Annotated in this window: 11 protein-coding genes; 6 read left to right on the top strand and 5 right to left on the bottom strand. The window is 45.0% G+C overall.

Annotation, left to right across the window (positions count from 1 at the left end; translation table 11 throughout):
* Window positions 1-117: 117 nt before the first annotated feature.
* The 4 genes from vsple_RS05970 (at window position 118) to vsple_RS05985 (ending at window position 6,163) form a co-directional block, all read left to right on the top strand.
* Window positions 118-1,473, top strand: coding sequence for a cache domain-containing protein (locus tag vsple_RS05970; protein ID WP_261882960.1), 1,356 nt, complete (start codon window positions 118-120; stop codon window positions 1,471-1,473).
* Window positions 1,466-2,104, top strand: coding sequence for a response regulator (locus tag vsple_RS05975; protein WP_032549257.1), 639 nt, complete (start codon window positions 1,466-1,468; stop codon window positions 2,102-2,104). Before vsple_RS05970 ends, vsple_RS05975 begins: the two co-directional genes overlap by 8 nt.
* 319 nt (window positions 2,105-2,423) lie before the next feature.
* The gene (locus vsple_RS05980) at window positions 2,424-3,995 is read left to right on the top strand and encodes a BCCT family transporter (protein WP_255230897.1); all 1,572 of its coding nucleotides are present in this window, start codon (window positions 2,424-2,426) and stop codon (window positions 3,993-3,995) included.
* Window positions 3,996-4,279: 284 nt separating this feature from the next.
* Entirely contained in the window at window positions 4,280-6,163 is a 1,884-nt protein-coding gene (locus vsple_RS05985) for a methyl-accepting chemotaxis protein (protein ID WP_261882961.1), read from the top strand.
* Window positions 6,164-6,246: 83 nt separating this feature from the next.
* Here vsple_RS05985 and azu read toward each other — a convergent pair whose 3' ends face one another.
* From azu to trxB, 4 genes are all read right to left on the bottom strand, one after another.
* Window positions 6,247-6,699 carry an azurin gene (gene azu, locus vsple_RS05990; RefSeq protein WP_261882962.1) on the bottom strand — a complete coding sequence of 151 codons (453 nt, stop codon included), beginning with the start codon at window positions 6,697-6,699 and terminating at the stop codon, window positions 6,247-6,249.
* 513 nt (window positions 6,700-7,212) lie between these two features.
* The gene (cydC, locus tag vsple_RS05995; RefSeq protein WP_261882963.1) at window positions 7,213-8,934 is read right to left on the bottom strand and encodes a heme ABC transporter ATP-binding protein/permease CydC; all 1,722 of its coding nucleotides are present in this window, start codon (window positions 8,932-8,934) and stop codon (window positions 7,213-7,215) included.
* Window positions 8,927-10,711, bottom strand: coding sequence for a heme ABC transporter permease/ATP-binding protein CydD (gene cydD / locus vsple_RS06000; protein ID WP_261882964.1), 1,785 nt, complete (start codon window positions 10,709-10,711; stop codon window positions 8,927-8,929). The genes cydC and cydD overlap by 8 nt, the downstream gene beginning before the upstream one ends.
* Before the next feature lie 154 nt (window positions 10,712-10,865).
* The gene (gene trxB, locus vsple_RS06005; RefSeq protein ID WP_255230891.1) at window positions 10,866-11,825 is read right to left on the bottom strand and encodes a thioredoxin-disulfide reductase; all 960 of its coding nucleotides are present in this window, start codon (window positions 11,823-11,825) and stop codon (window positions 10,866-10,868) included.
* A 994-nt stretch (window positions 11,826-12,819) separates the two neighbouring features.
* On the opposite strand from trxB, the gene vsple_RS06010 reads away from it, so the two are divergent.
* Together vsple_RS06010 and vsple_RS06015 are read left to right on the top strand one after the other, a co-directional pair.
* Window positions 12,820-13,476, top strand: a complete 657-nt coding sequence (locus vsple_RS06010) for a 2OG-Fe dioxygenase family protein (RefSeq protein ID WP_255231749.1) — start codon at window positions 12,820-12,822, stop codon at window positions 13,474-13,476.
* Window positions 13,460-14,695, top strand: a complete 1,236-nt coding sequence (locus tag vsple_RS06015; protein WP_261882965.1) for a cysteine desulfurase-like protein — start codon at window positions 13,460-13,462, stop codon at window positions 14,693-14,695. The genes vsple_RS06010 and vsple_RS06015 overlap by 17 nt, the downstream gene beginning before the upstream one ends.
* Before the next feature lie 58 nt (window positions 14,696-14,753).
* On the opposite strand, the gene vsple_RS06020 is transcribed toward vsple_RS06015, so the two are convergent.
* On the bottom strand, window positions 14,754-15,185 hold the full coding sequence (locus vsple_RS06020; protein ID WP_261882966.1) for a MarR family winged helix-turn-helix transcriptional regulator: 432 nt from the start codon (window positions 15,183-15,185) through the stop codon (window positions 14,754-14,756).
* Window positions 15,186-15,321: the final 136 nt, after the last annotated feature.

Consider the following 15,321-nt stretch of genomic DNA (forward strand, 5'->3'; position numbering starts at 1 on the left):
AAAGTAAAGCTGCTCTTAGGGGCAGCTTTGTGTTTTTCCAAGGCAAAGAAACGGGCTGTTTTTATCAAAGAGCGAAGTAATGAAAGCATATAGAGCTGACGTATCCAAGGAGTGGAAATGCCTCTAAAAGCGAAACTGATTCTTTTGAGTCTATTACCCTTGTTGTTGGTAATGGCTCTCACCAGTTGGATCTCTGTTTTCCAAGCTAAGACTTTGGGTGAAAAAGAGGTGGAGCTATTCCATGCAAGCCTGATTAAATCCAAAGAGTCTGCGTTGAAAGATCTGGTTGATCTGGCGTTTGATGCTATCTCTCACATCTACAACGATCCCGATATGAACCAAGACGAAGCTCAGCAAACCGTTAAGGCGATCATCAGCAAATTGAGTTATGGTTCAGATGGTTACTTCTTTGTTTATGACGAGTTTGGCACCAATCTGGTTCATCCTGTAATGCCTGAATTACAGGGAGAAAACCTTCTTCATCTTCAAGACGAAAACGGCAATTATCTGATTGAGTCGTTGCTGGCTCAGGCGAGAAGTGGCGGTGGCTTTCACCATTATCTGTGGCAGAAGCCGTCGACTAATGAGATTGTTCCTAAACTGAGCTACGCGTCATGGCTAAGTAAATGGAATTGGATGATAGGAACCGGGCTATATATTGAAGATGTCTCTCAAGAAGTGACCAATATGCAGTCTGCGGTCAATAACAATATCGAAACCACTTTCTTCACCATGGTGGTTATTGTAACCGTGACGGTGGCCGTGATTGTGGTGCTGACACTTGCGGTTAACCTGCATGAACATCGTATTGCAGACAAGAGCCTGAAAGAGCTTGCCCATAAGACAGTGATGTTCCAAGAAGACGAGAAAAAGCATTTGGCTCGTGAGCTGCATGACGGGATCAATCAATTACTTGTATCGAGTAAATGTCACCTAGAGCTGTTAGGGACTAAACTGGATGATGACACCCAGAAACGACATTTGGAGAAGTGCCAGAACTCATTAATGACGGCAATTAATGAAGTTAGGCATATTTCTCACAATCTGCGCCCAAGTGCTTTGGATGATTTAGGGCTTGAAGCGGCGCTGAATTCACTGTTGATTGATTTCAAATCACACTCTGAGATAGAGACAGAAGCGGTAATCAGTTTAAACGGTTTAAAGTTGAAATCAGAAGTGACAACAACACTTTATCGTGTTGCTCAGGAGTCACTAACGAATATAGAGAAACACGCAAGTGCTAATAGTGTGAGTGTTGCACTTCAGCCTTTGGGAAGCATGTTGCAGCTGATTATACGCGATGACGGTGTCGGTTTTGATGTCAGTGCAACACTACGCAAGTCGGGCATTGGACTGCGCAATATGCGTGAACGTGTTGAGTTTATCGGCGGTGAATTTGAATTGGAAAGTGAGCCGGGTTTCGGCACTGAAATCACCGTATTATTAAAATTAGATGGATTAGTTTATGGATAAACCAATTAAAGTGGTGATCGTCGATGATCATCAAGTGGTATTAGATGGATTTATCGCGCGCTTGCACTTGGAGCCTAAGATCGAAGTCATTGGGTCAGCTAGCAATGGTTTGGAAGCGGTTGAAGTGGTGAAAGACCTACAACCTGATGTGGTGCTTATGGACGTCAGCATGCCGATCATGAATGGAATTGATGCCACTCGCTTGATCAAAGAAGAGACGCCGGATATCAAAGTGCTGATGCTAACCATGCACGACAACCGCGAATACATCATGAAGGTGATGCAGTCTGGGGCGGTGGGCTACATGCTCAAAGAGATCTCAGCAGAGAAAATGGTGCAAGCGATTAAGACGGTTAATCAAGGCTCGACCTACTTCTGTGAGAAGGTCACTCAGACGCTGTTTACACAGCCGATAACGCCCACTCAAACGGCAAAGAATCCGTTGAGTCGGCGGGAAGAGGCGGTACTGAAACTCGTTGCGAAAGGGGAGAGCAGTAAAGCCATCGCCAAGACATTGGATATTAGCTACCGAACGGTAGAAACGCACAGGCAAAATATAAAGCACAAGTTGGATATTCACTCGACTGCTGAGCTGGCGAAATTCGCGGTCAATTCAGGCCTTGTTGAATGAACCTTCTCTTGTTTTTGCGCGTAAAAACTGCGTTTGAAAATATAAATGCTTCGACCTAAAAGTATTTTGGTTAAATTAGAAGGATGCAATTGGCTTATTTTTATTCATTTGATGGGATGGTTTATTATTATTTGAATAAAAAATCATCGAACCGCCTCCGGTTTACTGAAAACAATATTTTAACCTGCTAAACTTCAGACATCCAAGTATTTGAATTGCTGTGACAACGAACTTGCTCTACTTGGATTGAATGTTCTGGTTTGTTTTATTTAGTCACAATATGGTTAGGGATATTAGTAGTATTCCGTAGAGAGGGATAATGACTAAAGGTATAGATAAATATAGTATCGATAGTACCGACTACACGGTAGGTCAAGATAATGTACAAAAATGGGGTTTTGATGTTCACAACCCTGTTTTTGGTATTAGTGCGGGTCTTATTGCGCTGTTTTTAATTGCGATCTTGGTTACAGATACCGCGTCGGCTAAGGCGGCACTGGATGGTGTCAAATGGCAAATCATCAACTCGTTTGATTGGCTATTCATCTGGTCTGGTAACATTTTCGTGGTGTTCTGCCTAGCTTTGATCGTCTCACCTTTTGGTAAGATTCGTTTGGGTGGTAATGACGCAACGGCTGATTACTCGTTCATGTCGTGGTTGGCAATGTTGTTCGCCGCAGGCATGGGTATTGGCCTAATGTTTTGGAGTGTGGCAGAGCCAGCAGCTTATTTCACCGGCTGGTATGAGACACCTCTTGGCGTTGAACCTAACACTCCAGAAGCGGCGCGTTTGGCAATGGGTGCAACCATGTACCACTGGGGTCTACACCCTTGGGCTATCTACGGTGTGGTTGCATTGTCTTTGGCGTTCTTTACTTACAACAAAGGTCTTCCGCTATCAATTCGCTCTATTTTCTATCCGATTTTAGGCGACCGCGCGTGGGGCTGGGCAGGTCACCTAGTTGATATCTTAGCGGTACTGGCAACGCTGTTTGGTCTTGCGACATCTCTTGGTTTAGGTGCACAGCAAGCCGCTTCAGGTATCCAGCATGTATTTGGTATTGAAGCAGGGTTGTCACTGCAAGTCATCGTTATCAGCGTTGTAACTTTGCTTGCTGTGGTATCAGTACTGCGTGGTATTGATGGTGGTGTAAAAGTCATCAGTAACATCAACATGTTGGTGGCATTCTTACTACTGATCTTGGTTGGTTTGATTGGCTACGCTGTTACTTTGGGATCTATTCCAACTACCTTGATGGCGTATATTGAGAACATTATTCCATTGAGTAATCCGCATGGTCGTGAAGATGAAGCTTGGCTGCACGGTTGGACGGTATTCTATTGGGCTTGGTGGATCTCTTGGTCACCATTTGTAGGTATGTTCATTGCGCGCGTTTCTAAGGGACGTACTGTTCGTGAATTTATCACAGCCGTACTGATTGTTCCGACGACAGTAACCATCATTTGGATGTCAGTGTTCGGTGGTTTGGCGATTGACCAAATTATGAATGGCGTTGGCGAACTGGGTACTGAAGGGCTCACTGATATCTCTTTAGCGATGTTCCAAATGTTTGATGTGCTGCCGTTTGGTACGCTGCTGTCAATTGTCGCAGTGATTCTCGTACTGGTGTTTTTCATTACTTCGTCAGATTCAGGCTCATTAGTGATCGATAGCATCACCGCGGGTGGTAAAGTTGATACTCCAGTACCGCAGCGTGTATTCTGGGCTTTCCTTGAAGGCGCAATTGCGGTAGCACTGCTTTGGGTTGGTGGTACAGAAGCGGTACAAGCACTGCAAGCTGGTGCGATTTCGACGGCTCTACCGTTTACACTTATTTTGTTATTGATGTGTTTCAGCCTGCTAATGGGTATGCGTACAGAGAAACGTTAATAAGATTGTTAAGTCTTCAGGTAAAATAGACTTGAAGTAATCTAAATATGAGGCGAAAGAGTGATGCTCTTTCGCCTTTTTAATACACAAAATTTACAGGGTTTATAAGCGAAAAAGAGAGCAATTTGAGTGTTGTAAAATTGGCGAAGTGACAAGCTTTTGTCATTTTATAAAATTTTGAATTTAGTGACCGTTAGGTTGCATATTTATTTGTTAATAATGCTCGAATTTGGTTATTAATTTGGTTAGTATGCGCGGGTTTTCCAACCACTTGTGTACTAAGTATGAAACTAACATTAAAGCAAAAGTTGATAGGCGCAAGCTTATCAGCAGTGGTAGTTATGGCAACTGTGTTGACATGGCTCTCTGCAAACCAACTATTTGAACAAACTCGTAGCGGTATTTACACGCGAGCAGAAAGTGTCTCGGAAGCAGCTTCTGAAGGTATTAAAAATTGGATTGATATTCGTAGAGACATTGCATCTGCATTTAATGATTTTTCGCAAGAGAGCGATGTTGTTCCCTATCTAAAACAAGCTCGCATTGCGGGTGGCTTTGACGATATTTTCCTTGGTACACCAGAAGGTGGTATGTACCGCTCTCATCCAGAGCGTAACCGCGCAGGCTATGACCCACGCCAACGTCCTTGGTATCAAGAAGCAAACGCTGCAGGTAAGCAGATCATCACAACGGCGTACACGGATGCGATCACTAAAGCGCTTCTAGTAACAATCGCTGAACCTGTACGTAAGAATGGTCAATTCGTTGGTGTTGTTGGAGCCGACGTATTGATTGATCAACTGGTTAGCGATGTAATCAGCCTTGATGTAGGCGACAACGCATACGCAATGTTGATCGATGCAACAGACGGTACATTCTTAGCACACCCAAATTCAGCATTGAGCTTAAAGTCAGTGAGCGAACTGTCTAACGATATCTCGATGTCGACTATTGAGAACGCAGTTCGTACCGGTAGTATCGAGGTCATTAACGAAGGTGGTAAAGAGAAGCTGCTTTACTTCACTAAAGTGCCAGACACGAACTGGATCTTTGCGGTTCAAATGGATCGCGCAACAGAAGAAGCGAGCCACTCAACACTTCTTACTCAGTTAATCACGACTGCTGTCATCATCACTTTAGTGGTTATCGCACTAGTGTCTTGGCTAGTAGGCTTCTTGTTCCGTGACCTTAACCGCGTATCTCTTGCTCTTGAAGAAATTGCATCAGGTGAAGGCGATTTAACTCAACGTCTTGAACCTAAGAGCGATGATGAGATTGGTCAACTGGCTGAAAACTTTAACCGCTTTGTGGGCAATATGCATACTATGGTACTCAAGCTGAGTGAAGTATCGGCTTCTCTGGCGAACCAAGCTCGTCAAACCGCTTCTCAAGCGGAAGAACGTAGTGCTCGTATCCAGATGCAACAAGATGAGATCAACATGGTTGCGACTGCCGTAAATGAAATGGCTGCAGCTACTCAAGAGATCGCAGGCAACGCAGATCACACCGCACAGAACTCATCAGAAGCGGTAGGGGCATGTGAGCACGGTACGGGTCAAGTGACTCAAACTCAAAACTCGATTCAGAACCTTGCGCAAGAAGTTCAAGTAGCAACCAATGTTATTATTGAGCTAGAAGAACACGGTAACAGCATCAACGCGATTCTTTCGAACATTCAAGGTATTGCAGAGCAGACTAACCTTCTGGCATTGAACGCGGCGATTGAAGCGGCACGTGCTGGTGAACAAGGTCGTGGCTTTGCTGTCGTAGCTGATGAAGTGCGTGTTCTAAGCCAACGCACACACGGCTCTACGCAAGAAATCCAACAAACCATTGAACTGCTTCAAGGCACAACCGGTAAAGCGGTTAGTATCATGAACGATAGCCGTTCGCTCGCTGAAACCAGTGTAGATGATGCAAACTCTGCTGCCGCGAGCCTAACGCAGATTCACGCTGCGGTTGAACGTATCAGTGACATGGCGACACAAATTGCTTCTGCGGCAGAAGAGCAAGCATCGGTAACGTCTGAGATTACTCGCAATACTGAAGGTATTCGTGACGTGTCAAATGAACTGGCTGATGAAGCGCACCAAGCTGCAGAGCAAGCGGCTCAACTGTCTGAACTTTCTCATGAACTAGAGAACGAAATCAGCCGCTTCAAGCTGTAAACGAACCCAATAGAACAAAGCCCCAACCTAGATTTAGGTTGGGGCTTTTTAATATCTACTTTTGGAATCAATTTCTAAGTTGATTATTTAAACTCAAACTTACCTTTCATGATCGCCCAGTGGCCTGGGAAAGAACAGATAAACGAGTAGTCACCACCAGCTTGCATTTTCTCAGTGCTGAACGTAACAGAAGCTGATTCGCCCCCACCAATAATGCGCGTAAAGGCGTACACACGATCATCGCCCGGTTTTACGTAGTTGTTATCTAGACCAGCAGACATGCCATCAATACCGACGGCTTGAACCGATGCCGTATCAGTGATGACAACGTTGTGACCCATTGATTGTGCAGGTAAAGAACCAGTGTGGTTCAGTGTTAGCGTCACTTCTTTGCAGCTAGCAGGCACGCTTAGGGTATCTGTTGAAAACTTCATTTGATCACTGGCATCAATTGATATTTCACAATCAGAAGCCGCTTGAGCAGTAAAACTCGCACCGAGAAGAGCGACGGTGGTTGCGATTAATCGTAAAGACATACTTTGTTCTCCATTATTGTTTTTGGGGGAGGTCTTTCCTTAAGAACGATCGATACGTATTATCTTCGAAAGTTGATCATAGAAATGTGCTGCACCCAGAATTATAAGCAACTCGTTGCGTTTTGTTTGCTAGTAAATCATATTCGTAGAAAGTGAGGGGGTAGTGTTGAGCTGCCTTACGTAGTGGGCGAATTGTCGTTGCTAACTTTTTCATGTGTATGGCGGCTTCACAGTGTGAGAATAATACCAATCACAGTAAATAGGTGATCAAAAATAGCGCAGGAAAAAGGCTTGAGAACAAGGCAGCTTTTCTGCAACAGAGAGTTTCGATAAGTAGTTATTCTACAATCAAAAATTCTAACGTAGTTATCGAGCATTTTAACAAGCTAGGGTGAGCAATTATTTACTACGATTGGTATAACACTACAGAGTAGTTGAAGGTGAGACACTAAAAAGCCCGAGTACAATGTGCTCGGGCTTTGTCGTTGTATCTCGATAGTAGAGACTCTGTTTTTAGATGGCTTGTCGAAGTTGGAAGTAACGACCTTCAGCCGACAGTAGCTCACTATGAGAGCCTTGCTCGACAATCTCACCCTGCTCAATCAAGACGATAGAATCCATCTCCTCTAGTCCAATCAAACGGTGAGTAATGAAGATAACCGTCTTGCCTTCGAAGTGCTGCTCAAACAGCGCCATGATGCTTTTCTCTGTCTGCTTATCTAAGCCTTCGGTAGGCTCATCCAACAGTAGGATAGGGGCATCGTGAAGAATGGCACGTGCAATGCCGATACGACGCTTCTCGCCACCAGAAAGCTGACGACCTCCGTCTCCTAGCCATGCATCGAGTGCATTGTCTTCAAGCAGTTTCTCAAGACCAACGCTCGACAGAATGCTTTTCAGCTCTTCGTCGCTAGCTTGCGGCTTGGCAATAAGTAGGTTGTCACGCAGGCTACCATTGAGGATATCAACACGCTGGCTTACCACACTGATGGATTCACGTAGCTGGCTCTCATTCCATTGGGTGAGGTCGATACCCGCAATCGAAATCACGCCACGTTTTGGATCCCAATAGCGAGTCAGCAACTGAATCAAAGTCGACTTGCCTGAACCTGTTTGGCCGACAATCGCCACTTTGTTGTTCGCTGGAATCGATAGGTCGACCGAGTTCAATACCGTGCGCTCAGAGTCTGGATATTGGAATGACACCGCGTTGAATTGAATATCCAACGGTTGGTCAATATCAAGCTTGCTATCGTTGAATTGAACTTCTGGCTCAGACAAAATTACTTCATTCAAGCGACGCGCCGAAGTTAACGTTTGACCCAAGTGTTGGAACGCGCCTGCGATAGGCATTAGCAGTTCAAAGCTTGCCATTGTTGCGAACGCCATCAACGCGATCAGTGGGTCTGGTGCGTTGCCACCAACACCGTCTGCAGCAAGCCACAACATCAGCACTAAAGTTAAGCCGTTGAACAGCATCAATGCCGCTGACGCCATACCCGTTAGGTTGGCATTGACGAACTGATTCGCCATTAGCTTTTGTTGCGTGTTCAGAATCGCATTGCGATAGCGTTCTTCAGCGCCAAACAGGGTTAGTTCGCTATAGCCTTCAATCCAATCCAATGTGGTAACACGTAGCTCGGCTTTGTTCTGAGTTAGCTCGCCACCGTTGCGTTGACCCAGCTTGTAGAACAATACCGGCCAGATGATCAACATGATCAATAGGATAGAGCCTAAGATTAAGCCCAGAGAGCTATCAAACCACATCAAAAATGCGGTTAGGAAGAAGATGCCTAACACACCGACTGTCACCGGGCTGACCAGTCGTAGGTAAACATGGTCCATTGCATCGACATCAGCAACTAAGCGGTTAAGTAGGTCAGCATCACGCAGATTTGAAATACGACCTGGGATAAGCGGTGCCAGCTTTTTGAAGAAGAAGATACGTAGATCAGTTAACAGCTTGAAGGTCGCATTGTGGCTCACTACACGCTCACCCCAACGGCCAGCGGTACGGCTCATTGCAAGACCACGCACGCCGCCACCTGGCAACATGTAGTTAAAGGTTTCACGAGCGATCGTCAGGCCAGCAACCGCAGAAGCGGAAATGAACCAACCAGACAGGGTCAACAAACCGATAGACGCGGCTAAAGTTAAGAACGCTAGGAGCATGCCCAAAGACAGCCCAAACCAATGTTTCTTATATAGTTTCAGGTAAGGCAGTAAATCACGCATCTAAATTACCCTTATTATCTTGTTGAGCCAAATTCGCGCTTAGCATCTCTTGAAAAAGACCGCCAGACTGAGACAGCTCATTGAAACTGCCTTGCTCGACGAGCGTACCGTCGCGTAAAACTAAGATGTTATCTACCGATTGAAGTGGCGCCAGTTGGTGCGTCACGAGTAGGGCTGTGTTGTTTTGGATGCGGTTGTTGATGCCTTGCATGACCAGTTTTTCACTGCGCGTATCTAGGCTGGCAGTTGGTTCATCCAGCAACCAGAATTGACCATTTTGAATCATCGCACGAGCAAGCGCTAAACGCTGAGATTGACCGACAGACAAGCCTCCAGAGCGATCTGAGATCATGTAATCCAGTCCATGTTCTTGAACAAACTCATCCGCGAAAGATTGCTCTAGCGCTTGTTGAACAGTTTGATCACTGATGTCCTGTTTACCTAGCGTGACATTGTCACGGATGGTACCATGCAATAGTAGCGGGTTTTGACCAACCCAGCTGATCGCTTTACGCCAAGACGCAAGATCAAGCTCCCTTAACTCAACACCATTGATTTTCAAGCTTCCTTCATATGGCATGAAACCAAGAATGGCATTGATCAAACTCGTTTTACCCGCACCGCTTGGGCCTACAAGGGCCGTGGATTGCTGAGTATTAAGTGCAAAGCTGATAGGGCCAACTAACTGAACACCCTCTGGGCTCAACACTTTAAGGTCTTGAGCTTCAATGGATATTCCAGCGTCGCTGTTTAGCTGCGTATCACCTGATTTTACTTTGTTGATGTCTGTTTCTAGGAACTCAACAATGCTCTCTGCAGCACCTACCGCTTGTTGCTTGGCGTGATAGAAGGTACCCAGATCGCGCAGGGGTTGGTAAAACTCAGGCGCGAGAATCAAAATAAACAGACCAGCGAATAGAGTAACCCCAGCACCGTAGTGACCGAAGTTCAGCTCACCAATGTAAGTAAAACCGAAGTAAACCGCGGTCATTGCGATAGAAAGCGACGTGAAGAATTCTAGAACCGCAGAAGATAGGAAAGCGATCTTCAATACATCCATAGTGCGAGTGCGGAAGACTTCTGATGCACCGTGCAGCACTTCTGTTTCCGCTGATGTACGGTCAAACAGGCGAATTGTGGTCATTGATTGAAGACGGTCGTAGAAATGACCAGACAATCGCTGTAGCGCTTTAAAGTTCTTGCGGTTGGCATCGGCTGCCTTCATACCCACCAGTGCCATAAAGATAGGAACTAGCGGCGCAGTTATAAGGAAGATAAGACCCGCTGCCCAGTTCACTGGGAAAACCACCACCAAGATAACAAACGGAATCATCACCGAAAGAGACATCTGAGGCAGGTAACGCGAGAAGAAGTCTTGCATGTCTTCGACTTGCTCTAGCAATAGCGTTGCCCATGTGCCTGCAGGCTTGCCTTTGATGTAAGCAGGGCCAAGCTCTCGAAGCTTATCGAGTATCAGTTGACGGATATAAACACGAACTTGCTCACCACAACGGTAACCGGCGATCTCTCGCCCCCAAGTACAACCAGCTCGACCAACCACCGACAGAGCCAGACCTGCAAAATGGCCGACTAGCTCAGATTTATCGACATGTTCGATAATCAGTTGATGAAGAATAGAGGCGAGAAGGGCAGCTTGCGCCACCAAGAACACGCTTGAAAGTACGCCAAGGCCGATAGCAATCATGAGCCAGCGCTTTGCGAGGCCGCTTTGTTGCTTAAGCCATTTATTCAAGCTGCGTTGTTTTTTCTTATCCATTATGAAGGCTTAATGATAATTATTATTCGGTTGAGGGCGGCTAGTATACAAAAGAAAACCCCGTGGATATACCACGGGGTTCTAGGGAATTATAACAAAGTGTATTTAAACTCAGTATTTAGCGTGCCAATCGGCAAAATTGAAAACTGAGGTTTTACTTATCGGTCAGTCCGTCTAGGAAACGTTCCGCATCAAGTGCCGCCATACAGCCTGTACCCGCTGATGTGATCGCTTGACGGTAGTTGTGATCCATTACGTCGCCCGCAGCAAACACACCTTCGATACTGGTTTGAGTTGCGTTACCTTCTAAGCCAGATTGAACAACAATGTAATCGTCCTTCATTTCTAGTTGGCCTTTGAAGATGCCCGTATTTGGCTGGTGGCCAATAGCGATAAACGCGCCCATTACATCGATATCTTCTGTCTTATCAGACTGAGTATCTTTAATGCGAACGCCTGTTACGCCCATGTCGTCACCAAGAACTTCATCTAGCGTGCGGTCTGTGTGAAGTACGATGTTACCGTTCTCAACTTTGTCCATTAAACGCTTAACCAAGATCTTCTCAGCGCGGAATGTGTCACGGCGGTGGATTAGGTGAACTTCAGACGCGATGTTTGAAAGGTAAAGTGCTTCTTCAACGGCTGTGTTACCACCGCCCACGACGGCAACTTTCTGGTTACGATAGAAGAAACCATCACACGTAGCACAAGCGGACACGCCACGACCTTTGAATGCTTCTTCAGATTCAAGACCTAGGTATTTCGCTGAAGCACCCGTTGAGATGATCAATGCATCACAAGTGTACTCACCCGAATCACCTTTCAGTGTGAAAGGACGCTTCGATAGATCCACTTCGTTAATGTGGTCGAATAGGATTTCAGTTTCAAATCGCTCGGCGTGCTCTTTCATACGCTCCATAAGACCCGGCCCTGTTAGTCCTTCGGCATCACCAGGCCAGTTTTCAACTTCAGTGGTTGTTGTTAATTGACCACCTTGCTGCATACCGGTAACAAGAACTGGGTTTAGGTTAGCACGAGCTGCGTAAACAGCAGCAGTGTAGCCGGCAGGGCCAGAACCAAGAATCAATAAATTACAATGCTTTACGTCGCTCATGAGGACTCCGAGGTTGAATTCGTTTTTATTTATAATCGCTGATGATTGTATGGAAAATATGAGGGCAATTAAAGTTTTAACAAGGGCGCAAATGTAATTAATGGTTATAGGTTAGAACTTAACCGAGACAAACGTTCGCATAACAAGAAGAATTAATGTATGAGCAGCGGTGCCACTAAATCTAACCATACCACCTCAAACGCAAAACCCAACGAATGAAAAATTCCATTCGTTGGGTCTCGTTTTTAATACTTATATAGCAAGTTTAACATCTGCCTTTTTTCGCTTGTCCTGGAGGGCAAAACTTCTCATTAGAATGATCGCTTTCCTTAGTGCCCACCTTCACTTCCACATCATCTATCTCTCCTTCCACACGAGTTAATTGGCATCCACTAAGGAGAAAAACAACACATAAAATAGGAATAACGGGGTTCATCTGTTTCACCTTTTACGTCGTACACACTATCAATAATAACAAAGCTGAGAAAATTGACTCAATGACGGTATGTTAAAGTTAAGACAAGTTTGTACTGAATAAGAGCTGGAGGCTGAATTACTCTATTAAGTTCTAAGTTCTCAAGAATGCGGAAATCAGTCCAGTTAACGCGGGAGCAGTACAATACTTAAGCTTCAACAAGTGTTGAGCTTAGTTCTGCAAATGCGTCACGATGGTTCATTATGCCAATCCTCTAGAAAAGCCTTTAATTGTTTCTTTTTGATTAGAGGATGTCGTTCCAAATTAAATGCTGTATTTTTTATATAAGATAGTGAATAAAACTATCCAGTGAAGTGTGCTGAATTTTAAAGGTGCCCAACTTTTGAACTGGTTTTAATCACTGGTTTTTGAGCTTAAGTTGGATTTAAGTTTTAAATTTATCTATATGGCAGAATAAATGGTTGTTTAAAGTTGATTTAACCAGATCTTCACGTATTATTTATGTAAATAAAAAGTTAAATAATATAAGTAAAGTGGACATTCATTAAGGAGTCGATGATGTTACATGCTCACGAAAACACCCTACATATTACCCACCTCAGCAACCATGCCGTTGAAGAGTTGTCACCTTCGTTTGAAAAGCTACCAAGCACTGAACATGCAGATGGCAAGTTTCGTCTAAGAAGATACTCGGTAATTCGTTTTTGCGGTGGTAAGGTTGTGGAACAGGACAAGCACAACTTTGTTCAATCAGAAGATATTAATCACTTTCAAGGCGACGTAGTACGCGAATTTGAACCTGTTGAAGCCAACATTCTACAGAGTGAAGGCATGCAAGAGATGTGTGAGCTCTTCATCGAGACTAATGGTTTGAAAGACGGTCAAGAGATCGAAATTCATCAAATCCGCATCTCAGCAATTTACGAAGAGACGCAAGTAGCCCCTGAAGGCGTGCACCAAGATGGTTTTGACCACATCGCACTGATCGGTATGAACCGCCACAACATTGTTGGTGGTGAAATCATGCTTTACCAAGACTCCCACGAAGCGCCATTCTTTAGAAAAGTACTTGAAGATGGTGAAGTGGCGATGCTCGCAGACAGCAAGCTTTGGCACAATGCTCAACCGATTCGAACGATTGACCATGATGAAGTGGGTCATATGGATGTATTCGTACTAACAGCAAAGGATGAGCGTAATGTCCTTCACTCTTAATGAAGTTCGTCAGCAATTTAGCGCGTTAAGCCAATATCATAATGGCAAGCCTGTTACTTTTTTTGATGGGCCTGGTGGTTCGCAAGTCCCTGAAAATGTCCTAGCCTCAATGACTGAGTATCTTGGCCATTTTAATTCAAATCTAGGTGGACACTACTTTTCGAGCCAGAAAACAACAGGGTTAATGCAGCAGGCGAGAGAGTCGGTTCAAGCATTACTGAACGCAGAGTCTTCTGGCAACATCGTTTTTGGTGCCAACATGACTTCGCTGACGTTCCAATTGAGCCGAGCAATCAGTCGTGATTGGAACGAGGGCGATGAGATCATTGTTACCGCACTCGATCACTACTCTAACGTATCAAGCTGGCAGCAAGCGGCGGAAGATAAAGGCGTGGCAGTACATCAAGTGCGTGTAGACGAATCAGACTGTAGCCTAGACATGGCGCATTTTGAATCTTTACTGAGTGATAAGACTCGATTGGTTGCGGTGACTTTTGCTTCCAATACAACAGGCTCAATTGTTGACGTACAGAAAGTCGTGGAACTGGCGCACAGTAAAGGTGCGCAGGTTTATGTGGATGCCGTTCACTATGCACCTCACCACTTGATCGATGTACAGAAACTTAATTGTGATTTTCTAGCGTGTTCTGCATACAAGTTTTTCGGACCTCACGTTGGTATCGCGTATGTCGCTCCTCAGTGGTTACATACATTGAAGCCTTACAAAGTGGAACCTGCCACCAATGTTGGCCCAGGTCGTTTTGAAACAGGTACTCAGAGTTTTGAAGGGCTAGCAGGTGTGATTGCCGCGGTTGACTACCTTGCACAGTGTGGTGACCCAGCAGAGAGCCTAAGAACACGTTTGGAGCAGAGTTACAAACTGTACAATCGCCATGAGAGTCAATTAAGTGAGTATTTCTTGCAAAGGTTGAATGAACTAACTGGAGTCCGCCTCTACGGTAAAACGACTTATGATTCGAACTTGCGTACACCGACGTTCGCAATCACGTTCGATGATCACTCACCAGAGTCGATAGCTAAAGCGCTGGGCGAGCACAATATCTGTGTTTGGAATGGACACTTTTACGCACTTGGTTTAGTTAAGCAGCTAGGTATTGAAGAGACAGGCGTTGTTCGAATCGGCTGTATGCACTACAACACAATCGAAGAGATCGATTTACTGTTCAATGTGCTGGAAGGCATTCTTCGTAAAGACTAATCTGGATTCACAATCCAATGAAAAGAGCGCACTCGAAAATAGTGCGCTCTTTGTTTTTTTATCCTTTCGAATTGAGATTTTGAGCCATCGCTTTAGCCACTCGCTCAAAGGTTGCGAGCTCATCACTATTAATGCCTATCTTCATCTTCTCAAACATCTCGCTATCAACCTCAGTTAGCTGATCAACAATGGCTTTACCGTGCGCGGTGATAGCCAAATATTGACTGCGCTTGTCTTCAGGGTTGGGCTCTTTAACGATCAATTCTTGTTTAATTAAGGCACTGAGAAGGCGAGTCACTTGCGCCTTATCTCGGTCCAAAAAGTTCGCGATATCAACAGCAGTACACTGCGGCTTCTTGGTGATGATCTTTAATACACGCACGTGCATGGGTGCGATATCGAGGTCCAACGCCTCTATCTTTTCATGCACATTTCTTTTGACGGCATGCACCAATTTAAACAGGCTATCCAGTGACTTACCTTGCGACATAAAAACGCCTCAATCAACGAGTTGCTATTGAAAATGAATTATAGTTGATATTATCAACTTAATGTGGACCTAATTCAAGACTGAGGGCGAGAATAAAGGGTCAAACTGCGATCAATCAGCAGTCGCTGCAAAAACA

This window comes from Vibrio pelagius, assembly GCF_024347575.1.
GTDB classification, from domain to species: domain Bacteria; phylum Pseudomonadota; class Gammaproteobacteria; order Enterobacterales; family Vibrionaceae; genus Vibrio; species Vibrio pelagius.